This is a genomic window from Serratia sp. 1D1416 (assembly GCF_003641105.1).
GTDB classification, from domain to species: Bacteria; Pseudomonadota; Gammaproteobacteria; order Enterobacterales; family Enterobacteriaceae; genus Serratia; species Serratia ficaria.
Genome location: NZ_CP032738.1, coordinates 4670828 through 4690702, shown reverse-complemented (window position 1 = coordinate 4690702; position 19875 = coordinate 4670828). Strand labels below are relative to the sequence as shown.

The 19875-nt window shown below is 59.6% G+C and carries 23 protein-coding genes and 2 pseudogenes; 18 read left to right on the top strand and 7 right to left on the bottom strand.

The genetic code is table 11. The annotated features are described in order from the left end of the window. From opp4C to D7I37_RS22810, 3 genes are read left to right on the top strand one after another with little or no spacing between them, the layout of a single operon-like run. Positions 1 to 951: an oligopeptide ABC transporter permease gene (gene opp4C / locus D7I37_RS22820; protein WP_061794619.1), complete on the top strand. Its 951-nt coding sequence runs from the start codon at positions 1 to 3 to the stop codon at positions 949 to 951. Beyond that, positions 948 to 1934, top strand: a complete 987-nt coding sequence (locus D7I37_RS22815; RefSeq protein ID WP_129544424.1) for an ABC transporter ATP-binding protein — start codon at positions 948 to 950, stop codon at positions 1932 to 1934. Before opp4C ends, D7I37_RS22815 begins: the two co-directional genes overlap by 4 nt. After that, positions 1924 to 2901 (top strand): ABC transporter ATP-binding protein, encoded by a 978-nt coding sequence (locus D7I37_RS22810; protein ID WP_061794617.1) that lies wholly within the window; start codon positions 1924 to 1926, stop codon positions 2899 to 2901. The genes D7I37_RS22815 and D7I37_RS22810 overlap by 11 nt, the downstream gene beginning before the upstream one ends. On the opposite strand, the pseudogene D7I37_RS22805 reads toward D7I37_RS22810, so the two are convergent. Beyond that, positions 2889 to 3862, bottom strand: a pseudogene (locus D7I37_RS22805) (alpha/beta hydrolase). The gene D7I37_RS22810 and the pseudogene D7I37_RS22805 sit on opposite strands and share 13 nt — an antisense overlap. A gap of 682 nt (positions 3863 to 4544) precedes the next feature. Between D7I37_RS22805 and D7I37_RS22800 the strand changes: the two are divergent. The 6 genes and pseudogenes from D7I37_RS22800 (at position 4545) to D7I37_RS22775 (ending at position 12364) form a co-directional block, all read left to right on the top strand. Continuing rightward, positions 4545 to 5758, top strand: a pseudogene (locus D7I37_RS22800) (aspartate aminotransferase family protein). A 52-nt stretch (positions 5759 to 5810) separates the two neighbouring features. Next, a complete protein-coding gene (gene astA / locus D7I37_RS22795) occupies positions 5811 to 6899 on the top strand; it encodes an arginine N-succinyltransferase (protein ID WP_242502730.1) in 1089 nt (362 codons plus the stop codon). Continuing rightward, complete coding sequence (gene astD / locus D7I37_RS22790; protein WP_129544423.1) at positions 6844 to 8316, top strand: succinylglutamate-semialdehyde dehydrogenase; 1473 nt, start codon at positions 6844 to 6846, stop codon at positions 8314 to 8316. Before astA ends, astD begins: the two co-directional genes overlap by 56 nt. Before the next feature lie 49 nt (positions 8317 to 8365). Then, the gene (gene astB / locus D7I37_RS22785) at positions 8366 to 9706 is read left to right on the top strand and encodes an N-succinylarginine dihydrolase (RefSeq protein ID WP_061794612.1); all 1341 of its coding nucleotides are present in this window, start codon (positions 8366 to 8368) and stop codon (positions 9704 to 9706) included. Positions 9707 to 9717: 11 nt separating this feature from the next. Beyond that, entirely contained in the window at positions 9718 to 10701 is a 984-nt protein-coding gene (astE, locus tag D7I37_RS22780; protein ID WP_061794611.1) for a succinylglutamate desuccinylase, read from the top strand. A gap of 580 nt (positions 10702 to 11281) precedes the next feature. Beyond that, positions 11282 to 12364 (top strand): porin, encoded by a 1083-nt coding sequence (locus D7I37_RS22775; RefSeq protein ID WP_061794610.1) that lies wholly within the window; start codon positions 11282 to 11284, stop codon positions 12362 to 12364. Between the two features lie 78 nt (positions 12365 to 12442). Here the strand turns inward: D7I37_RS22775 and D7I37_RS22770 are convergent, their stop codons facing one another. Both D7I37_RS22770 and D7I37_RS22765 read right to left on the bottom strand, forming a co-directional pair. Continuing rightward, positions 12443 to 12667, bottom strand: coding sequence for a biofilm development regulator YmgB/AriR family protein (locus D7I37_RS22770; RefSeq protein ID WP_095097917.1), 225 nt, complete (start codon positions 12665 to 12667; stop codon positions 12443 to 12445). Between the two features lie 119 nt (positions 12668 to 12786). Then, complete coding sequence (locus D7I37_RS22765) at positions 12787 to 12978, bottom strand: YebW family protein (protein ID WP_061794608.1); 192 nt, start codon at positions 12976 to 12978, stop codon at positions 12787 to 12789. Positions 12979 to 13208: 230 nt separating this feature from the next. On the opposite strand from D7I37_RS22765, the gene lysM reads away from it, so the two are divergent. The 4 genes from lysM to D7I37_RS22750 all read left to right on the top strand — a co-directional run bounded on the left by lysM (position 13209) and on the right by D7I37_RS22750 (position 16082). Then, on the top strand, positions 13209 to 13655 hold the full coding sequence (gene lysM, locus D7I37_RS22760; protein ID WP_061794607.1) for a peptidoglycan-binding protein LysM: 447 nt from the start codon (positions 13209 to 13211) through the stop codon (positions 13653 to 13655). 446 nt (positions 13656 to 14101) lie between these two features. After that, positions 14102 to 14266 (top strand): hypothetical protein, encoded by a 165-nt coding sequence (locus D7I37_RS27125; RefSeq protein WP_165283120.1) that lies wholly within the window; start codon positions 14102 to 14104, stop codon positions 14264 to 14266. Positions 14267 to 14357: 91 nt separating this feature from the next. Then, entirely contained in the window at positions 14358 to 15299 is a 942-nt protein-coding gene (locus D7I37_RS22755) for a pirin family protein (RefSeq protein WP_061794606.1), read from the top strand. A gap of 429 nt (positions 15300 to 15728) precedes the next feature. Next, positions 15729 to 16082: a DUF1304 domain-containing protein gene (locus D7I37_RS22750; protein ID WP_129544422.1), complete on the top strand. Its 354-nt coding sequence runs from the start codon at positions 15729 to 15731 to the stop codon at positions 16080 to 16082. A 7-nt stretch (positions 16083 to 16089) separates the two neighbouring features. Here D7I37_RS22750 and D7I37_RS22745 read toward each other — a convergent pair whose 3' ends face one another. After that, positions 16090 to 16476: a helix-turn-helix domain-containing protein gene (locus D7I37_RS22745; RefSeq protein WP_061794604.1), complete on the bottom strand. Its 387-nt coding sequence runs from the start codon at positions 16474 to 16476 to the stop codon at positions 16090 to 16092. A gap of 450 nt (positions 16477 to 16926) precedes the next feature. Then, positions 16927 to 17139 carry a YccJ family protein gene (locus tag D7I37_RS22740; RefSeq protein ID WP_061794602.1) on the bottom strand — a complete coding sequence of 71 codons (213 nt, stop codon included), beginning with the start codon at positions 17137 to 17139 and terminating at the stop codon, positions 16927 to 16929. Between the two features lie 198 nt (positions 17140 to 17337). Between D7I37_RS22740 and D7I37_RS22735 the strand changes: the two genes are divergently transcribed. Beyond that, positions 17338 to 17577 carry a DUF2766 family protein gene (locus tag D7I37_RS22735; protein ID WP_061794601.1) on the top strand — a complete coding sequence of 80 codons (240 nt, stop codon included), beginning with the start codon at positions 17338 to 17340 and terminating at the stop codon, positions 17575 to 17577. A gap of 38 nt (positions 17578 to 17615) precedes the next feature. Here D7I37_RS22735 and D7I37_RS22730 read toward each other — a convergent pair whose 3' ends face one another. Continuing rightward, the gene (locus tag D7I37_RS22730; RefSeq protein ID WP_061794600.1) at positions 17616 to 17849 is read right to left on the bottom strand and encodes a YobH family protein; all 234 of its coding nucleotides are present in this window, start codon (positions 17847 to 17849) and stop codon (positions 17616 to 17618) included. A 162-nt stretch (positions 17850 to 18011) separates the two neighbouring features. On the opposite strand from D7I37_RS22730, the gene D7I37_RS22725 reads away from it, so the two are divergent. After that, positions 18012 to 18170: a PhoP/PhoQ regulator MgrB gene (locus tag D7I37_RS22725; RefSeq protein ID WP_061794599.1), complete on the top strand. Its 159-nt coding sequence runs from the start codon at positions 18012 to 18014 to the stop codon at positions 18168 to 18170. A gap of 93 nt (positions 18171 to 18263) precedes the next feature. Further along, positions 18264 to 18536 carry a YebO family protein gene (locus D7I37_RS22720; protein WP_061794598.1) on the top strand — a complete coding sequence of 91 codons (273 nt, stop codon included), beginning with the start codon at positions 18264 to 18266 and terminating at the stop codon, positions 18534 to 18536. A gap of 41 nt (positions 18537 to 18577) precedes the next feature. Here the strand turns inward: D7I37_RS22720 and fos are convergent, their stop codons facing one another. Next, positions 18578 to 18985, bottom strand: coding sequence for a fosfomycin resistance glutathione transferase (fos, locus tag D7I37_RS22715; RefSeq protein WP_129544421.1), 408 nt, complete (start codon positions 18983 to 18985; stop codon positions 18578 to 18580). A 169-nt stretch (positions 18986 to 19154) separates the two neighbouring features. On the opposite strand from fos, the gene D7I37_RS22710 reads away from it, so the two are divergent. Together D7I37_RS22710 and D7I37_RS22705 are read left to right on the top strand one after the other, a co-directional pair. Next, the gene (locus D7I37_RS22710) at positions 19155 to 19469 is read left to right on the top strand and encodes a phage protein NinX family protein (RefSeq protein WP_061794597.1); all 315 of its coding nucleotides are present in this window, start codon (positions 19155 to 19157) and stop codon (positions 19467 to 19469) included. An 83-nt stretch (positions 19470 to 19552) separates the two neighbouring features. Beyond that, positions 19553 to 19789 (top strand): DUF4060 family protein, encoded by a 237-nt coding sequence (locus tag D7I37_RS22705; protein ID WP_025303167.1) that lies wholly within the window; start codon positions 19553 to 19555, stop codon positions 19787 to 19789. Positions 19790 to 19875: the final 86 nt, after the last annotated feature.

Here is a 19875-nt window from a genome sequence, read left to right as displayed (position 1 = left end):
ATGTTGGCTACGCTGTTTCTCGGTCGCCGTCGCCGCTGGCGGCAGGCGCAACTTCCGGCGCTGGCGCAGCTGTCGCCGCCGCCGACCGCGCAGGCCTGGCGGCGTCTGCGGCGGCATCGGCCGGCGATGATCTCGCTGACGCTGCTGCTGTTGCTGGCGCTGCTGTGCGTCTTCGGGCCGATGCTGTCGCCGTGGCGGGATGACGCCGGCGACGCCCTGAACATCAATCAGGCGCCGACGGCCGCACACTGGCTCGGCACCGATTTTCTCGGGCGCGATATCGGCACCCGTTTGCTGCTGGCGGGGCGCATTTCGCTGACCATCGGCCTGGTGTCGATGCTGCTGTCGGTCACGCTCGGCTACCTGCTCGGCGCGCTGTCAGGCTATCTGGGCGGCGTGGCGGACAAGCTGATTATGCGCTTCGCCGATCTGGTGATGACCATCCCCAGCCTGCCGTTGCTGATCGTCATGGGCGCGATGTTGAACGAGCTGGACGTTTCGTCGGACTACCGCATCTATATGGTGATGATGATGCTGAGCCTGCTGGGTTGGCCGTCGCTGGCGCGGCTGGTGCGCGGGCAAATCCTGTCGCTGCGCGAACGCGACTTCATGCTGGCTACCGAGGTGCTGGGATTGTCCGCCCGTCGGCGCATTTTCGGCCATCTGCTGCCCAACACCGTACCGATCCTGGTGGTGGTGGCCACCATGGGGGTGGCCAATGCGATCCTGAGCGAGTCGGCGCTCAGCTATCTCGGGTTGGGGGTGGTGCCGCCGATGCCCTCCTGGGGCAACATGATGGACGCCGCCAACAGCCTGATCGACTTTCAGCGCCGCCCCTGGCTGTGGATGCCGCCCGGGCTGGCGATCTTCATCACCGTAGTGGCGATCAACATTCTCGGCGACGGCCTGCGGGACGCGCTGGATCCGAAAATGAACGGGGTAAGACCATGAGCCAGCCTTTGGTGGCCTTCAGGCAGCTGTCGGTGTCCTTCCACGGCGAACAAGGGCGGGCCAGGGCGGTGCAGCAGCTCAGCCTGGAATTGCATGCCGGGCAAACGCTGGGGATCGTCGGCGAGTCGGGCTGCGGCAAAAGCGTCACCGCCATGGCGCTGATGGGGTTGTTGCCGCCGCCGGGGGCGCGGATTGACGGCGGGGAGATCCGCTTTGATGGGCAGAACTTGCTGCAGTTACGCCCTGCGCAGATGGCCGACCTGCGCGGCAATCGATTGGCGATGATCTTTCAGGAACCGATGAGCGCGCTCAACCCGGTGCTGACGCTCGGCGAGCAGCTGATGGAGCCGCTGATCCGCCACCGCGGCTTGTCGCCCAAAGCCGCCTGGCGGCAGGCGATCGGGTTGATTGCGGAGGTGGGGCTGGCGCGGGCGGAAGCGCTGATGAAGTGCTATCCGCATCAGCTGTCCGGCGGCATGCTGCAGCGCATCATGATCGCCATGGCCATCGGCTGCCGCCCGGCGCTGTTGATCGCCGATGAGCCGACCACCGCGCTCGACGTCACGGTGCAGGCGCAGATCCTGGCGCTGCTGCATGAGCAGACGCGCCGGCACAATATGGCGATGATGCTGATTACCCACGATCTGGGGGTGATCGCCCAGATGGCCGACCGGCTGGCGGTGATGTTCGCCGGGCGCATCGTCGAGCAGGGGCCGACGCGCGAAGTGCTGGCCGATCCGCAGCATCCTTATACCCAGGGGCTGATGGCTTCGCGTCCGGTGCCCGGGCAGCGCCGTCGCCGGCTGTATTCCATTCCCGGCCAGGTGCCTGACCTGACCCGCCTGCCGGACCACTGCGCCTTCGCCGAGCGCTGCGCGCAGGCCACCGCCCGCTGCCGCGACGGCGTGCCGCCGCTGTATGGCCCGCTGCAGCGCCAGTCGGCCTGTTTTCTCAACGCCGGAGGGCGCATAAATGTCGGTTGAACCTTTGGTCGAAGTGAAAGGACTGAAAAAATATTTTCCCTTGCGCGAGGGCCTGTTCGGGCAAACCACCGGCCAGCTGCGCGCGGTGGACGACGTCAGCTTTAGCATTCGCAAAGGCAGCATTTTCGGGCTGGTGGGCGAGTCCGGCAGCGGCAAAACCACCGTCGGCCGCACGCTGTTGGGGCTGCACGACAAGACCGCCGGCGAGGTGCTGTTCCGGGGGCAGGCGCTGGACCGCCTGAGCGCCGGCCGGATGCGCGCCCTGCGGCCGAAAATGCAGCTGGTGTTTCAGGACCCCTACAGCTCGCTGAATCCGCGCCTGCGGGTCGGCGATGCGATTGGCGAAGCCCTGTTGCAGCACGGATTGGCGCGCAAAAGCGAGGTGCGCGATCGGGTGATCGATACCCTGGAGATCTGCGGATTGTCGGCGCAACATTACGGGCGCTTCCCGCACGAGTTTTCCGGTGGACAGCGCCAGCGTATCGGCATCGCCCGCGCGCTGATCCTGCGGCCGGAATTTATCGTCGCCGACGAGCCTATTTCGGCGCTCGACGTGTCGATACAGGCGCAGATCATCAACCTGTTCTCCGATCTGCAGGAACGGCAGGGAGTGACGCTGCTGTTTATCTCGCACGATCTCGGGGTGGTGGAGCATCTGTGCCAGGACGTGGCGGTGATGTATCTCGGGCAGATTGTCGAAAGCGCCGATCGCGACACGCTGTTTCGCCAGCCGCGCCATCCCTATACCCGGGCGCTGCTGGCGGCGGTGCCGACGCTGGATCCGCAGCGCCGCGCGCCACAGGCGGCGCGCGGCGAACCGCCTAATCCCGCCAATCCGCCGTCCGGCTGCCGTTTCCATCCCCGTTGTCCGCAGGCGACGGCGCAATGCCGCGAGCAGGCGCCGCGGCTGCGCAGCGTGGCGCCCGGCCATCGGGTGGCCTGCCATTACGCCGGTCAGGACAGGTAGTGCCTCAGCGCGCGCCCGGCCTGATGCAGGGCGGAGTGCACCGCCGGCACCTGGGCTAGCGGGTTGAGCAAGCCGTAGTCGTGGATCAACCCGTTGTAGCGGGTAGCGGTGACCTCGACCCCGGCGGCGTTCAGCAGCCGGGCGTAGGCTTCGCCTTCGTCGCGCAGCACGTCCAGCTCGGCGGTCTGCACCAGCGCCGGCGGCAGACCTTGCAGCTGCTCCAATGAGGCGTTGAGCGGCGAGGCGGTGATCTCTTTGCGCTGCGCCTTGTCGGTGGTGTAGTTGTCCCAGAACCATTTCATCATGTTGCGGGTGAGGAAGTGTCCTTCGGCGAACTGGCGGTAAGACGCGGTATCGAAGCTGGCGTGGGTCACCGGCCACAGCAGGATCTGGCAGCGCAGCGCCGGGGTGCCTTTCTCCTTCGCCATCAGGCTGACCACCGTCGCCATGTTGCCGCCGACGCTGTTGCCGACCACCGCCAGCCGCGCGCCGTCGACGTTGATTTTCTCACCGTATTCGGCCACCCATTCGGTGGCGGCGTAGGCCTGGTTGATGGCGGTCGGGTAATGCGCCTCCGGCGACGGGGTGTAGTTGACGAACACCGCGGCGGCGCCTGAGGCGTGCACCAGATCGCGCACCAGCCGTTCATGGGTGGGGAAATCCCCAGCACCCAGCCGCCGCCGTGGAAGAACATAAACACCGGCAGTTTCTCTTTTACCCGGGCCGGCCGCACCAGGTGCAGCAGGATGTCCTGTCCATCGACGTGAATGGTTTTCTCGCTGATCTCCACCTCGCGCAGCGGCACTTCGACGCTGCTCTGCGCGCCTTCCAACACCTTGCGCGCCTCTTTCGGTTTCATCTGCTCCATCGGCTTGCCGCCGCCGGCGTTCAACGCGTCGAGAAAGGCGCGGATATCGCGCTGTGCGGCCGGCTGGCCGAGATCGACAGTTTTTTTGGACATGGTGTCTCCTGGTGAGCCGAAATAAGAAAAATGCGGTCAGGATCACAGTGTAGTCGCTGGTTAATCAAGATGGGCTCCGCGGCAAAAACGGCGCGCCGCCGAGCGCATCGCGCGGGGGCAACGCGCCGCGCAACGCCTGAGTTGACGCGGCCTTGCCCGATAATGGTGCGGGGCCTGCACTTTGACGGGGCAAAAGTGTGACCTTAAGCAAATCGGGCCAAATTATTTTTGCGAGCGCGATCAGAAATTTTGAAGTTTTTTGCAATTGAATAGGATTTCGCGGCCGATGATGATTTCCGGCCTTATTTTTTCAATTATTCATTACCAATGCATAAATATTGAATAAGTATGCATTATAAGCCGTTGTTTTAACGAAAAAAATCCAAAAATCCCCCGAAAATCCCGTTTTGGCACGATAGCTGCTCTACACTCTTTATCAAACGGCATGTATTTTAACTGCTCGTTAACATTTATTCCCCGTTCCGGACCCGATACGCGGCATAAATAGCGAAAAATCGATTTTATGTAACAGATTTGTTTCTGAATGGCCGGTGAATGGCAAAGTTATCACCGGTCGGAAAGTCGGTGTCGCGCTGCGTTTTTTTTGTTTTGTTGCGGAACATCCGGGCAGGAACGGCCCTTACAGTCAAAATTCAGCCTTTGCTGAAGTTATGAGGTCACTATGGAACAGCCAATCGCAGTTACCCGCCAGTCTTTCGACGACTGGATGGTCCCGGTTTATGCCCCCGCTGATTTTATTCTGGTGCGGGGAGAAGGTTCACAGGTTTGGGATCAACAGGGCAAGTCTTACATCGATTTCGCCGGCGGCATCGCGGTCAACGCGCTGGGCCATGCGCACCCGGCGGTGAAGGCGACGCTGGTGGAGCAGGCGGGCAAGCTGTGGCACCTGGGCAACGGCTACACCAACGAGCCGGTGCTGCGCTTGGCCAAACAGCTGATCGACGCCACCTTTGCCGACAAGGTGTTCTTCTGCAACTCCGGCGCAGAAGCCAACGAAGCGGCGCTGAAGCTGGCGCGCAAACATGCGCACGACCGGCATGGCGCCGGGAAAGACCAGATTGTGGCGTTCAATAACGCCTTCCACGGCCGCACGCTGTTCACCGTTTCCGCCGGCGGCCAGCCGAAGTACTCGCAGGACTTCGCTCCGCTGCCGGGCGGCATCACCCATACGCCGTATAACGATCTGGCCGCCGCCGCCGAGCTGATCAACGACCGCACCTGCGCGGTGATCGTCGAGCCTATCCAGGGCGAAGGCGGGGTGCTGCCGGCCGACGCCAGCTTCCTGCAGGGGCTGCGCGAACTGTGCGACCGCCACAATGCGCTGCTGATCTTCGATGAAGTGCAGACCGGCGTGGGCCGCACCGGCCACCTGTACGCCTACATGCAGTACGGCGTGGTGCCGGACGTGCTGACCACCGCCAAGGCGCTGGGCGGCGGCTTCCCGATCGGCGCGATGCTGACCACCGACGCGCTGGCGAAAACCCTCGGCGTCGGCACCCACGGCACCACCTACGGCGGCAACCCGCTGGCGACGGCGGTGGCGGGCACGGTGTTCTCGATCATCAACACCCCTGAAGTGCTGGAAGGCGTCAAGCAGCGTCACCAATGGTTCCTCGAGGGGCTGAACGCGATCAACCGCCAATACCCGATCTTCTCTGAGATCCGCGGCGGCGGTTTGCTGATCGGCTGCGTGCTGAACCAGGATTACGCCGGCAAGGCGAAACACATCACCCAGCTGGCCAACGAAGAAGGGTGATTGCCCTGATCGCCGGGCCGGACGTGGTGCGCTTCACCCCATCGCTGATCATTCCTGAGCAGGATGTGAAAGAGGGGCTGGCGCGATTCGCGCGCGCCGTGGCGCGGATTTGCAGCTAACAAACGGGCTGCGCCTTCAGCGGCGCAGCCTGATTCAGAAGAGGTTCGCATTATGATGATTATTCGCCCTATAGAGCGTCGCGATTTGGCTGATTTACTGCGGCTTGCCGGCAAGTCCGGCATCGGTCTCACTTCACTGCCGCAAAATGAAGATACCCTGTCGGCACGCATTGAGCGGGCGTTAAAAACCTGGCAAGGCGAACTTCCGCAAAGTGACCAGTGTTATCTGTTTGTGCTGGAAGACAGCGAGCGTCAGCAGGTGGTGGGGGTCTGTGCGATCGAAGTGGCCGTCGGGCTGGCGGAACCCTGGTACAGCTTCCGCGTCGGCACTCAGGTGCACGCGTCCAAACAGCTGAACGTGTATAAGTCGGTGCCGACGCTGTTCCTCAGCAACGATCACACCGGGCATTCCGAACTCTGCACGCTGTTCCTTGATCCGGACTATCGCCACGGCGAGAACGGCAAACTGTTGTCGAAGGTGCGTTTCCTGTTTATCGCCGCGTTCCGCGAACGCTTCGCGCGCCGGCTGATCGCCGAGATGCGCGGCTTTTCCGATGAAAACGGCCGCTCGCCGTTCTGGGAAAGCGTCGGGCGCCATTTCTTTTCCATCGAGTTCGCCAAGGCGGACTACCTGAGCGGCACCGGGCAGAAGGCGTTTATCGCCGAGCTGATGCCGAAGCACCCGCTGTACGTCGACTTCCTGGCAGAGGACGCGCAAAAAGTGATCGGCGAAGTGCATCCGCAGACGGTGCCGGCGCGCCGGGTGCTGGAGTCGGAAGGTCTGCGCTACCAGGGCTACGTCGATATCTTCGACGGCGGCCCGACGCTGGAGGCGGAAATCGACCAGATCCGCGCGGTCAGACACAGCCGCCTGGTGAAGGTGGTGCTGGACGAGACCCCGATGCGTCCCGATGCCCCGGCGCTGCTGGTGGCTAACGATCATTATCAACACTACCGCGCACTGCTGGTTAATGCCGATCTGTATGACGATCGCCTGCACGTCAACGCCGCCACCGCGGCGGCGCTGGGCGTCGAACAGGGCAGCCCGGTGCGGGTGATCCCCTTATTGCACAGGAGAAAGCGTGATGTCGCATCCCGCACTGTTTATCAACGGCGTCTGGCGGCAGGGCCGCGGCGCTGAATTCGGCAAAACCGATCCGGTGAACAATCTGCCGCTGTGGCGCGCCAACGCCGCCGACGCCGACGACGTCGCCGCCGCCTGCGAAGCCGCCCGCGCGGCTTTTCCGGCCTGGGCGCGTACGCCGTTTGAGCAACGCGAGCAGCTGGTGAAGCGTTTCGCCGCGCTGTTGGAGGAGCACAAGCCGTCGCTGGCTGAAACCATCAGCCGCGAGACCGGCAAGCCGCGCTGGGAAACGCTGACCGAAATCCAGGCGATGATCGGCAAGGTGGGCATTTCCCTGCAGGCCTATCAGGTGCGCACCGGCGAGAGCCATACGCCGATGGCCGACGGCGCTTCGGTGCTGCGCCATCGGCCGCACGGCGTGCTGGCGGTGTTCGGCCCGTATAATTTCCCCGGCCACCTGCCGAACGGCCATATCGTGCCGGCGCTGCTGGCGGGTAACTGCGTGGTGTTCAAGCCGAGCGAACTGACGCCGCTGACCGCAGAGGCGACGCTGAAGCTGTGGCAGCGGGCCGGTTTGCCCGCTGGGGTGATCAATCTGGTGCAGGGCGGCCGGGAGACCGGCGAGGCGCTGGCCGCCAGCGCCGACATCGATGGCCTGCTGTTTACCGGCAGCGCCGGCACCGGCTATCACCTGCACCGCCAACTGGCGGGGCAGCCGGAGAAGATCCTGGCGCTGGAGATGGGCGGCAACAACGCGCTGATCGTCGACGGTTTTGAAGACCGCGATGCGGCGGTCAACCTGGCGATCCAGTCGGCGTTTATCTCCGCCGGCCAGCGCTGCACCTGCTCGCGCCGCATTCTGGTGAAGCAGGGCGCTGAGGGCGACGCCTTTATCGAACGCCTGGTGCAGGTGGCCAGCGCGCTGCGCATCGGCCGCTGGGATGCCGACCCGCAGCCGTTTATGGGCGGGGTGATCTCATCGGCGGCGGCCGAGAAAATGCTCGAGGCGCAGCAAAACCTGCTGGCCCTGGGCGGCAAGCCGCTGCTGACCATGCAGCGCCTGGAGCAGGGTAATTCTCTGCTCAGCGCCGGCATTATCGATCTGACCGGGGTGCGCGGGGTGCCGGATGAGGAGTATTTCGGTCCGTTGACCACCGTGATCCGCTACCGCGACTTCGACGAGGCCCTGCGGCTGGCCAACCAGACGCGCTACGGCCTGTCGGTCGGGCTGGTGTCGCCGCGGCGCGAACTGTTCGACCGGCTGCTGCTGGAGGCGCGCGCCGGCATCGTCAACTGGAACAAGCCGTTGACCGGCGCTTCCAGCGCGGCGCCGTTCGGCGGCGTGGGCGCCTCGGGCAACCACCGCCCAAGCGCTTACTACGCGGCGGATTACTGCGCCTGGCCGATGGCGTCGCTGGAAAGCGAAAGCCTGTCGCTGCCGGCCAGCCTGTCGCCGGGCTTGTCGTTCCGTTAATCGTCGGCGGCGCCATGGCGCCGCCGCACGTCATCCCCAGGGGATCAACATGTCAGGATATGAAGTCAATTTCGACGGTTTAGTGGGCCCGACGCACCACTACGCCGGGCTGTCGTTCGGCAACGAGGCGTCGACGCAGCATCAGAACAGCGTATCGAACCCGAAACTGGCGGCCAAACAGGGGCTGCTGAAGATGAAAACGCTGGCGGATCTCGGTTTCCAGCAGGGGGTATTGCCGCCGCAGGAGCGGCCGCATTTGCCGATGCTGCGCCGGTTGGGGTTCAGCGGTTCCGACGAAGCGGTGCTGGCGCAGGCGATGCGCCAGTCGCCGCGCCTGCTGTCGGCGCTCAGCTCGGCCTCCAGCATGTGGACCGCCAACGCGGCCACGGTGTCGCCTTCGGCCGACAGCGCCGACGGCAGGGTGCATTTCACCGCCGCCAACCTGAACAATAAATTCCATCGCGCGATTGAGGCGGAAACCACCTCCGCCGTGCTGCGGGCGATGTTCAACGATGAACGGCATTTTTCCCACCATGAGGCGCTGCCGCAGGTGGCGCTGTTTGGCGACGAAGGGGCGGCTAACCATAACCGCCTGGGCGGCGACTACGCCAAACGCAGCGTGCAGATGTTCGTTTATGGGCGCCAGGAGTTCGGCGGCCAAACCGCGCCGACGCGTTATCCGGCGCGCCAGACGCGCGAAGCCAGCGAGGCGGTCGCCCGTCTGCATCAGCTCGACGAACGCCATACGGTGTTTGTGCAGCAGAACCCGGCGGTGATCGATCAGGGGGTGTTCCACAATGACGTGATTGCGGTCAGCAACCAGAACCTGCTGTTCCATCATCAGCAGGCGTTTTATCAGCAGCAGCGGGCGCTGGACGAAGTGCGCGGCAAAATGGCGACGCTCGACAGCGAACTGCTGACGATCGAAGTGCCGACGGAGCGCGTGTCGGTGGCCGATGCGGTGGCGACCTATCTGTTCAACAGCCAGATTCTGACCAAGCCGAACGGCAAAATGATGATCGTGGTGCCGGAAGAGTCGCGTCAGCACGCCGGCGTATGGGGTTATCTGAGCGATATGGCGTCCGGCGGCGGGCCGATCGATGAAATCCGGGTGTTCGATCTGCGCGAGAGCATGCGCAACGGCGGCGGTCCGGCCTGTTTGCGTCTGCGCGTAGCGCTCAATGAACAGGAGCTGCGTGCGGTCAATCCGCGCGTCATGATGAACGATACGCTGTTCGCCACGCTGAATCAGTGGGTCGATCGCCATTACCGCGATCGCCTGACCCAGGACGATCTGGCCGACCCGCAGCTGCTGCGCGAGGGGCGCGAAGCGCTGGATTCGCTGACGTCGATCCTCGGTTTGGGTTCCATTTATCCGTTCCAACAATAAGCGGGGCCATCATGTTTGATTTATTGCCCCTGACGCTGGAGGGGGCCGTGCCCCCGAGCCAGCAGGGTGAAACGGCGCAGCTGCGCTGGCGCTGGCTGGGCGAAGGGCTGCTGGAAATGACGCCGCGGCGCGACTATCGCCAGGCGGTGGTGCTGTCGGCCGGCATCCACGGCAATGAAACCGCGCCGATAGAGCTGCTGAATCAGTTGGTCAGCGATCTCTTGGCCGGCCTGCGGCCGCTGGCGGTGCGGCTGTTGGTGGTGCTGGGCAATCCGGCGGCGATGCGCGCGGGGAAACGTTATTTGCACAGCGATATGAACCGCATGTTCGGCGGCCGCTTCGGCGATTTCGCCCACAGCGGAGAAACCGCGCGGGCGCAGCAGCTGGAGCAGGTGCTCGAGGGGTTCTTTGACGGCGAGAAAGCGGAGCGTTTCCATTACGATCTGCATACCGCCATCCGCGAGTCGCTGTTGCCGCGCTTCGGCATCCTGCCTTTCCAAACGCGCCCCTACAGCGGCGGCATGCTGGCGTTGCTGGATGCGGCAGAGCTGGATGCGTTGGTGATCCACAGCGCGCCGGGCGGCACCTTCAGCCATTTCTCCAGCGAGCACCTCAATGCGGCCAGCTGTACGCTGGAGCTGGGCAAGGCGCGGCCGTTCGGCGGCAACGATCTGCGGCAGTTCGCCGCGATTGACCGCGCGCTGCAGGCTGCGGTGAGCGGTGAAGCGTTGCCTGAGCGCGCAGGCCCTGCGGTGCGGGTATTCCGCGTCGCGCAGTCGTTGATTAAGCGCAGTGACGATTTTACGCTGCACCTGAGCGACGATACCGCCAACTTCACCGAACTGAAGCAGGGGACCTTGCTGTGCGAGCAGCCGGGCGAGGCTTACCGCGTTAGCCACCCGCGCGAATGGGTGCTGTTTCCCAACCCCAATGTCGCGCTTGGCTTGCGTGCCGGCATGTTGCTGACCGAGGTTCCGCGCACCACCCTGTATTAATTTCCCACCGCGGCGGCGTTATCGCGCCGCGGTCATAATATTCCCGCTGTAAACTCCGCTTTTTATCGTTTTATTCCTTGTCGAATAAATGCAGGTTAATACACGCTTTTTGTTTCTCTCTGGCGCCGCTTGATGACGGTGGCTAAAGGGAGGGGAAATAAATATTGACGCCGCTATATTCGCCTGTCGGTTTTGTTAAGACGAAAATGTGAAATCCGTAACGTTATTAGTAACCATGCTAATTTTAATGTTATTTTCGATTGGTATGAAAAGCATACAAAACGAAACCGCTGCGCACCAAATTGGTGCGATGCACCATTTTGGTTATAAGATATGAAGCAAAAAATGCGTGTAATCAATGCGTTGTGAATAACTTGATTGAAACATAAAGTTACAAATAAACATGCTTTATCCACGGTGTTTTATGAACTTTTCGATTTGAAGTTTGGATTCATGATGCTAATGTCACATGGCTCCTGTATTAGAGGGGCTCATAAAATAGCAAAATATAAAGATCACAGCCCAAAGTATAAATTGGGCGTGACAGGCAGGGTTTTAATTATAATATCTAGGAAAATAAATGATGAAACGCAGTGTATTAGCCTTAGCCGTTGCCCTCGGGGCAATCACCACCTTCGCCAACGCGGCTGAAATTTATAATAAGGATGGCAATAAACTCGACCTGTATGGCCGTGTTAACGCCAAACACTATTTCAGCGACGCCAAATCCAACGACGGCGACATGACCTATGTGCGTCTGGGTTTCAAGGGTGAAACGCAAATCAATGATCAACTGACCGGTTACGGCCAGTGGGAATACAACGTCCAGGCCAACCACGATGAAGCGCAGGGCACCGCGGGCACCAAAACCCGTCTGGGCTTCGCCGGTCTGAAATTCGGCAGCTACGGCTCGTTCGACTACGGCCGCAATTACGGCGTAGTGTATGACGCCGAAGCCTATACCGACATGCTGCCGGAATTCGGCGGCGACTCCTACAGCTACACCGATAACTACATGACCGCCCGTTCCAACGGTCTGGCGACCTACCGCAACCGCGATTTCTTCGGCCTGGTGGAAGGTCTGAACCTGGCGGTGCAGTATCAGGGCAAAAACGACGGCGACAGCCGCAGCGTGACCAAGCAAAACGGCGACGGTTACGGCCTGTCCCTGGATTATCAGGACATCGGCGGTTCCGGCATTGGCGTAGCGGCGGCCTTCTCTGACTCCAACCGCACCAGCGACCAGAAGAAGCTGGCCTATGGCCAGGGTGACAGCGCCACCGCCTGGACCACCGCGGTGAAATACGACGCCAACCAGGTTTACCTGGCCGCCATGTACGCGGAAACGCGCAACATGACGCCAATCAGCGTGAACGGCACCTCCGGCTTCGCCAACAAAACGCAGAACTTCGAAGTTGTGGCTCAGTACCAGTTCGAAAACGGTTTGCGTCCTTCCGTGGCCTACGTGCAGTCGAAAGGCAAGGATATCGAAGGCATCGGCGATGCCGATCTGGTGAAATACGTGGAAGTGGGCGCGACTTACTACTTCAACAAAAACATGTACACCTACGTGGATTATCAGATCAACCAGCTGAGCGACGACAACAAGCTGAAACTGGCCAATGACGACATCGTGGCGGTCAGCCTGACCTACCGTTTCTAATCAGAGGCCATTACCTTCATCCTGTGTCGGGATCGGTAACCAGGCAGGGCGCAAGCTCTGCCTTCCTTATATAGAAAGCTATCCCCTGGGCGCCAGGCCCACCAGCTCAATCGCTGAACGCAGCGTGGCGGATCGCCGCGGGTTCTGTTCGCGCTCGATCTCCACCACCAGCTGCGCCAGAATATTGCCGCCGGAAACCTTTTTATTATTATTGATCAGCTGAAGCACCGCGCCGCCGAGCGCCAGGCTGACGTCGTGCAACAGGGTTTGATAATGCTCGTCGGAATGAGCAGAGACTGGCATGCAGGGTATCTCCGTATCTTTCGGAGCGTGCAATTTAGCAAAATGGCGGCCTGAAGCCGTAGCGCCAGCCGCATTTTCCGAGGAAATCAGAAATTCCTCAGGCGCGCAGGCCCGGGGGATCAGAAGGTTGAATACTCGCTGGCGGGCAGCCAGAAGCCGTCGATAAAATCTTCCATCGGGTAACAGCCGGCATGACGCAGGTTTTGTTCCTTCATGGCGACCAGGCACTGGCGTTCGTCTCGCAGCACGTCGACCACCATTTCGCTGCAGCCGCCATCCAGATAGCATACAAACATCACCAATGCGTACATAGTTTCTCGCATCCTCCGTCACGCTGCGGGTGTCTTGCGAACATTGTAGGTAAAAAAGCGCGATTTTTCAGCGTCATCACTGGGGAATAGGCCGAATTGACAGATAAACGTCGTATTTTCGGATTACTCCAACCCTTTAATCCCGCAGGCCGATTGAATATCCCTTTTGCGGTGCTAAGCTTAACAGGCCTTAACTCAATGCAATATTGCAACCATCAAAAGGAGCGGATATGGGATTGTTTAACTTCGTCAAAGAAGCCGGCGAGAAACTGTGGGACACGGTCACCGGCAATGCGACTGCCGAAGATCAAAGCGCCAAACTGAAGGAGCATCTCAATAAAACCGGCCTGCCGGGCATCGACAAAGTCGATGTGCAGGTCGTTGATGGTAAAGCCGTGGTGACCGGCGATGCCGCCAGCCAGGAGTTGAAAGAGAAAATTCTGGTGGCGATCGGCAACGTGGCGGGCATCAGCGGCGTGGAAGACAAGGTGGCGGTGGCCCAGTCCGCAGCGGAAAGCCGTTTCTACACAGTGAAGAAGGGCGATACCCTGAGCGCCATTTCCAAAGAGGTATACGGCGACGCCAATCAGTACAACAAGATTTTCGAAGCCAACAAGCCAATGCTCTCCAGCCCGGACAAAATTTATCCGGGGCAGGTGCTGCGCATACCGCAGTAAGCGTCTTAACCCAGCAACCCGGTCATTGACCGGGTTTTTTTATGTCAGGGTATTAGACGTGCTAATGATTGTGGGTTCGTCATAAAAAATAGACATGCTCTGTGCGCTTGGTCGCCCTCCAGGTGGGGGAGTGTTGACCCTGAGGAGGAAAATTGGTAGCGTCGTGCCCCGGTTGAGGTCTGAGAAGCATTGGACGCAAAATCTTGAACAGCCCGCTCTGACGGCGCTCATCAATCACCCTATAACAACAATGCCCGCAGTTGACGAGTTAAGACAGATTTTGTGAAACCACAGTGTAATGCCTCACCGGATAAAAACTATCGAGAAACCCTGGGAGATGCGCAATTTGCCATCATAGTGCTGGCGATTGCCTCTTGCTCCCTGATTATTTTTACGCTGACGGTCACGCTGTGGCTGACCTGAGGCCGTTAACCACAGGGGATAAAATGGAGCCCAATCTCCACGATGAAACCAAACTGCTGGCGATTATTGGCCTGTTGGTCTCGGTGTTGCTGGTCGTGTCGATTCTCTTTGGCGTGACCTACTTCTCCGATTTGAAACATGCGCGCGATGATATCGATATAAAAGGCTGTTATATCAAGGCCCCTTGAGCGAGCGTTTGAGACCTTTCCGGCCGGCGGCCCTGTGCTAAGCTGGAGCCTGGCATCTTTTGGCCACGGCGTCTTTCAGGAGGTCTTTGCAATGAGTCATTCCCGCCCAACCCCGTCTTCGTCTTCCCGCTTGTGCCCGACGCCCGACGGCGCGAGCCAAATCCAACGCATTGCGGTGCGCACCGCCGAAGTCGGCGGCGTGCCGATCGCCCGCGCGTTGCCCACCCGGGAACGGCGCACCGTTGGCGCATGGTGTTTTCTCGACCATGCGGGCCCGACGGTTTTCAACGGCGACGATCCCGGCATGGACGTCGGCCCGCATCCGCACACCGGCCTGCAGACCTTTACCTGGATGATTGAAGGCGAAGTGCTGCATCGCGACAGCCTGGGCAGCGAGCAGCTGATCCGGCCGGGGCAGGTAAACCTGATGACCGCCGGGCGCGGCATCGCGCATACCGAGCAGTCGGCGGGAAAGCAACGGCGCCTGCATGCCGCGCAGCTGTGGATTGCGCTGCCGGCGGAACACGCCGATATGGCGCCGCGATTTGACCACTACCCGGATTTGCCGCAATGGTTGGACGGCAATGTTAATCACCGGCTATTGGTCGGTGAATTTGGTCAATATCGTTCGCCGGTGTTTACGCTTTCGCCAATAATCGCCCTCGATCTGGAATGGCAGGCCGATGGCGATTTGCAATTGCCGCTGAATAATGATTACGAAATAGGCCTTTTGCCCCTTATTGGTGCATTTGAGCTTAATGATGAAAAATTTTCACCTGATGAGTTCGCCTATTTGGGCATGAACATTAACTCTATTGGGTTAAAGGCTGCGAAAGGCAGCCGGGGATTATTAATCGGCGGAGTGCCATTAAACGAAGAGATTCTCATTTGGTGGAATTTCGTTGGTCATACCAGAGAGGAGATAATTCAGGCGCAGCGAGATTGGGAGCAGGGGAATAGCCGTTTTCCCGAGGTGAACGGCTATTCGGGAGGCCGCATGACCGCGCCGCGCTTGCCCTGGAGCGATGTTTGATGCCTTCGGGCTATAACGAGGCGAAGATCTTATTCATTTCGCTCTATTAACGCCGAATTAATGTGATCGGAAGTCCAAGTTTCTTAGAATATATAGTTGATATGGTAAATAGTGATCTGGCGCAAATAAATTGACCGGGCAGAAGATTAAGATAAATCCCAAGCAGTGATGTTATCTACCCGTTAGTCAGAAGCCAGTGAGGTCATTATGAGCCAAGTACTCTATCGTGCAAGATTATCCCATGTTGTTGTTGCTACGGCGGCGTTTTGGATCTCTATCGCGGCACTTTTGGTGGTGGCGCTGAACTAACGCTGAATGAGTCAACAATCAAACCCGCTGCGGCGGGTTTTTTTATGTCGGTTAATGATTCAATTTCCCGGGAATGATTATACTTGATTAGATGCATGCCAATTAACCATGTGGGAAATAATGATAATAATTTTTGATACTCTGGTGTTGCTTATCGCCGCGCTGCATCTGTATATCCTGGTGCTGGAAATGTTCCTGTGGCAAAGGCCGGCAGGGAGGAGGGCGTTCGCCACCACGGCGGAGTTCGCCGCCTCGACGCGGGTGCTGGCGGCTAACCAGGGGTTGTATAACGGTTTTCTGGCGGCGGGGTTAGCCTGGGGATACTGGCGTGAAGACCCGGCGCTGCAGCTGTTTTTCCTCGGCTGCGTGCTGGTGGCCGGCGTTTTCGGCGGGTTGACCGCCAGCCGCAAGATCCTGTGGGTGCAGGCTTTGCCGGCGCTGATTGCCATACTGGCGGGCTGGTTGGCGTGGTAACCCGCCGTCAGGCGCTCTTCTGGTGGATGACGTGCAGCGGCGGAGCGATGTGCAGGTCTACGCTCGGATCCTGGCGGAAGTCATAAGGCGTAATGTTAAAGCGCTTTCTGAACATATAAGTGAAATGCGATTGTGAGCCGAAACCGAAATCCAGGGCGATATCAAAAATCGACGCTTCACTGCTGCGCAATTGATAAACCGCGCCGGCCAGCCGGCGTTCGCGAATGTACTTGCCCAGCGAAATCCCTGTCGCTTCTTTGAACAACTTCTGCATGTGCCACAGAGAGTAGCCGGAGTATTCGGCCAGCTCTTCGAGATGGATCACTCTTCCCAGATGAGTTTCGACCCATTTGCTGAGGGCGCAGACCAACGAGAGATGGTGTTCTTGTATCATCAGTGCGTCTGTGTGAGATCTACATAGCGGTGAAGTATACACAACTTGCCGCCGCGGACAAAAACGCCGCCGGCGCCGGCGCGAAATTATTCGGAAATACCATCGGCAAGTGGCTTGTCAGCCGGAGGGAAAAACGGCTACTCTGGCTTGGCCCGTTACCGCCGAATATGCAGGGGTGCCGGCCGCAGCAATACCCGCTTAAACCGAGTCAGCCGTAACAACGCAGCGTTGATGGGGTGATCGCATGTTGATGACAGTGATTATTACTCTGGTTGTAATCGTGGGCGTCGGCGCTTTTATCGCCACGCCGGTGATGAGAATGAATAATGCGGAAGGCGTGGGAGGTGAAGAGCCGTGATGTCAGGGCGCATTGTTCCCCGCGGAACGGATTGACCGACTGCCGAAAAAGCCTGGGCTGAACGCCCGGGCTTTTTGTTGCCGAACCGGCGATCAGACGTTCTTTCTCTCGACGGTTTCTTCACCCCAGTACAGCTGATCGGCACTGGTTTTGGCGAAGGCCATCTGCAGAGCCTCGTCGCTGCCTTCCTCCCAAATCTTCTGCGCCAAAATTTCATCATTTCCCGCCAGTTCGAAGATTGCCTCGGCAATTTCGACGGAGGTCTCACGCACTGTCGCCCAGGATTTCACATTGTGGTTCGCCATAACTTTCTCCCTTCGGGTTGTGGCTTGGTGAGCGGCGCCTGACGGCGCCCATGCCTGCAGTATAGGCCAAAGCGGGGAAGGATTTTGCCGCCCGATGCGCATTGGCGCTGAATAATCAGCGTTGCGCGGACAGGGATCGGCAAGCGGCGGGCGCCATGTTATCCTGTGCGGCGTCTGAATTAAGAGGGAAAGTGTATTATGTCTGACATGCTGAGCAACGATCAGGAACTGGCTTCCGATCTGGTCGCCTGCCAACTGGTCATCAAGCAGATTCTGGACGTCATTGACGTGATTGCGCCGACCGAGGTGCGAGACAAGATGGCCGGCCAATTGAAAAGCATCGATTTTTCCACTCACCCTGCGGGAGCCGATCCGGTGACCCGACGGGCGATCGAAAAAGCGATTGCGCTGATTGAGATGAAGTTTACCCGCAATTGATGCGGCCGCCGCAGAGCGGCGGCGTCGGACGGTGGGGGTTAGTCCACCACCGTTTCGATTTTCTTGAACAGCGGACAGTCGGTGACGCCGATGATGCCGTTATCGCCATTCACGTACTGTGCGGTCGCCACGTTGCGCGCCGTCAGATACTTGCACTGCAGGCCCAGCCCGCCGACGTTGGCATTGCTGCCGATCAGCACGCCATAGCCCGAAATCAGAAAGCCGCCGTAAATCACCGCCAGCACGACCACCCATTTAATCAATTTGCTCATTGAGGTTCCTCGCTATCTTCGATGAGAAGATCTAGCCACGCCGGGGCGCAGGCGACAAGGGTAACAATCTGAAAAATAACCCTTGTCGAGAAATCTAAACGACGGGTTAAACTTCGTTTAAGTTAGCTGTGATAGCATGGGCAATAGATTACCAAGATAACAATGAGGCTGCTAAATTTGTTGCGAAAAAAAATCCTCGTGATCGTTGCGGCCGTCGCTGCCTGCCTGTTCTTTTATCTGCTGGCGCTGGACAGTTACTGCGACGATGGCGGGAATTTTGCGTTGGGGGTGTGTTCGGTGACTCGCTTCATCCCCTGGTGAGTGAAGGAGCGGAACAATTTTTTGCCGGGATGTTCGCGGCCCGGCTTCGGGTGCTAAGATGTCGGCCTGATTTTCGCAGTAGGTAGGTTGTCCATGTTTGATTTAGGTGTTGGCCAGAACGGCCTGGTGTCGCTTGCCGTTGCAGCCCTGGCGCTGCTGGTGGGATTGTGGGTCTGGTTCCTGGTGAACCGCGCCAGCGTGCGCGCCAACGAGCAGATCCGTTTGCTGCAGGAAATTGCCGAGCAGCAGCGCCAACAAACGGCGCTGTTGAAGAGCCTGGCGCAAAACGCCCGCGGCGAAGGCCTGGCTGACGATGACGACCTCAGCCCGGCGCTGGATTTCAAAGGTTTTATCCCCGAGCGTTAATCGAGCGCGGCGGCGGACGGCGCCGTTAGCCCTCCGCCCCGTCAGAAAAACGTCATTCCCTGATAGGGCTTTTCCCGGCAGGCCGCCAATCGGCTGGCCAGGCTGCCGGCGTGAATCTCCAACTGATGCCCATCGGGATCGAGAAAGTAGAGCGATTCCCCTTCGCTGCGATTGCGCTTCCACTCCTTGACGCCGGCCTGCCGCAAACGTTGCGCGACGAGGGCGAGCTGTTCCTTTGCGGCGCTGAAGGCGTAATGCGTATAGTCGCGGCTATTCGCCGGCGAGCGGGCCGCATCCAGCGACAGACACAGCCACAGTTCCCCCAGCGACAGATAGGCGCCGCTTTGCCAGCGCGCGTGCGGCACAAATCCCAGCAGGTCGCGGTAAAAGTCGAGGCTGCGGTCAACGTCGGTCACGGCGAGCGTCAGGTGGTTAAGCCCGGTGAGCATAGTGAGATTCCGGCAGTCAGATCCATGGCGAAAAGTGTAATCAGGCTCTTGCTAAAGATAAAGTGAGAAAAACATTAGTAGGGATAATGTGAAAGCCGCCGCTTTGTCATAAATCTGTCGTATTGGCATCGTAATGTAGCGCCAACCTTACGAAAGACGGATAAAGCCGATGATTAAATGGTATGAAGAAAGCGACGCCGAAGTGAACCGCAGCATTGCGCTGATCACCGGAGAAAACCCGGATAAATGGTATCCCTACGGCGGCGTGAAAGGTAAAGATTACTGCAAGAATCCCTCCGATGCCTGGCCGATTATCTGCGCCAATAAAATCAGCCTCAACCCCGACGGCCAAAGCGACAGCCCGCAGTGGCAGGCGCGCATGAAAACCCAGCGCGGTGAATGGCAGGCGGACTGCGCCAGCCCGTTGCGCGCGGCGATGATCTGCTTCCTGCTGAGTCAGCAGGCCGGCGAGATGGCGCGCTAAACCCGCAGCGACAGAAATACCGATGACCGGCGAATAGTTTTTCCTTTTTCTTATAACAGAACTGTCTTTGGCGGAGCCTGTTTATGAAGCGCATTATCAAAGGTGATAAAAACTTGTCTCATCTGGTGATTGCCCATGCGGCGATCGATCGTCATGCCGAAAGCTTCGGGCAGCGCCGTCAGGGCTGGCCCTCGACCTATCTGATCAAATATCAAAACGATCGCGTGGCGGTGGAAGTGGTCACGCGCCGCCAGTCTTATGTCGCCACGCTGATGATCGGCGCGCGCAATCTGACCAAACTGTGCGGCATGCCGGGCTAACCGCCGCCGCTCTGCCGTTTCTCCCGATCAAAAATAGCGCCCTGGCCATTGGCTTCGGGGTGCTAATCCTTGATGCACACGGGGTT

Coding starts and splice junctions, on each gene's coding strand:
- D7I37_RS22775 (WP_061794610.1), top strand. CDS start 11,282: ATGATGAAACGCAGTGTATTAGCCTTAGCCGTTGCCCTCGGGGCAATC.
- astD (WP_129544423.1), top strand. CDS start 6,844: ATGTCGCATCCCGCACTGTTTATCAACGGCGTCTGGCGGCAGGGCCGC.
- D7I37_RS22770 (WP_095097917.1), bottom strand. CDS start 12,667: ATGCCAGTCTCTGCTCATTCCGACGAGCATTATCAAACCCTGTTGCAC.
- D7I37_RS22710 (WP_061794597.1), top strand. CDS start 19,155: ATGATTAAATGGTATGAAGAAAGCGACGCCGAAGTGAACCGCAGCATT.
- fos (WP_129544421.1), bottom strand. CDS start 18,985: ATGCTCACCGGGCTTAACCACCTGACGCTCGCCGTGACCGACGTTGAC.
- D7I37_RS22765 (WP_061794608.1), bottom strand. CDS start 12,978: ATGTACGCATTGGTGATGTTTGTATGCTATCTGGATGGCGGCTGCAGC.
- D7I37_RS22735 (WP_061794601.1), top strand. CDS start 17,338: ATGTCTGACATGCTGAGCAACGATCAGGAACTGGCTTCCGATCTGGTC.
- D7I37_RS22815 (WP_129544424.1), top strand. CDS start 948: ATGAGCCAGCCTTTGGTGGCCTTCAGGCAGCTGTCGGTGTCCTTCCAC.
- D7I37_RS27125 (WP_165283120.1), top strand. CDS start 14,102: ATGGAGCCCAATCTCCACGATGAAACCAAACTGCTGGCGATTATTGGC.
- D7I37_RS22725 (WP_061794599.1), top strand. CDS start 18,012: ATGAGGCTGCTAAATTTGTTGCGAAAAAAAATCCTCGTGATCGTTGCG.
- D7I37_RS22705 (WP_025303167.1), top strand. CDS start 19,553: ATGAAGCGCATTATCAAAGGTGATAAAAACTTGTCTCATCTGGTGATT.
- astA (WP_242502730.1), top strand. CDS start 5,811: ATGATGATTATTCGCCCTATAGAGCGTCGCGATTTGGCTGATTTACTG.
- D7I37_RS22750 (WP_129544422.1), top strand. CDS start 15,729: ATGATAATAATTTTTGATACTCTGGTGTTGCTTATCGCCGCGCTGCAT.
- D7I37_RS22730 (WP_061794600.1), bottom strand. CDS start 17,849: ATGAGCAAATTGATTAAATGGGTGGTCGTGCTGGCGGTGATTTACGGC.
- D7I37_RS22745 (WP_061794604.1), bottom strand. CDS start 16,476: ATGATACAAGAACACCATCTCTCGTTGGTCTGCGCCCTCAGCAAATGG.
- lysM (WP_061794607.1), top strand. CDS start 13,209: ATGGGATTGTTTAACTTCGTCAAAGAAGCCGGCGAGAAACTGTGGGAC.
- opp4C (WP_061794619.1), top strand. CDS start 1: ATGTTGGCTACGCTGTTTCTCGGTCGCCGTCGCCGCTGGCGGCAGGCG.
- D7I37_RS22740 (WP_061794602.1), bottom strand. CDS start 17,139: ATGGCGAACCACAATGTGAAATCCTGGGCGACAGTGCGTGAGACCTCC.
- D7I37_RS22720 (WP_061794598.1), top strand. CDS start 18,264: ATGTTTGATTTAGGTGTTGGCCAGAACGGCCTGGTGTCGCTTGCCGTT.
- D7I37_RS22755 (WP_061794606.1), top strand. CDS start 14,358: ATGAGTCATTCCCGCCCAACCCCGTCTTCGTCTTCCCGCTTGTGCCCG.
- astB (WP_061794612.1), top strand. CDS start 8,366: ATGTCAGGATATGAAGTCAATTTCGACGGTTTAGTGGGCCCGACGCAC.
- astE (WP_061794611.1), top strand. CDS start 9,718: ATGTTTGATTTATTGCCCCTGACGCTGGAGGGGGCCGTGCCCCCGAGC.
- D7I37_RS22810 (WP_061794617.1), top strand. CDS start 1,924: ATGTCGGTTGAACCTTTGGTCGAAGTGAAAGGACTGAAAAAATATTTT.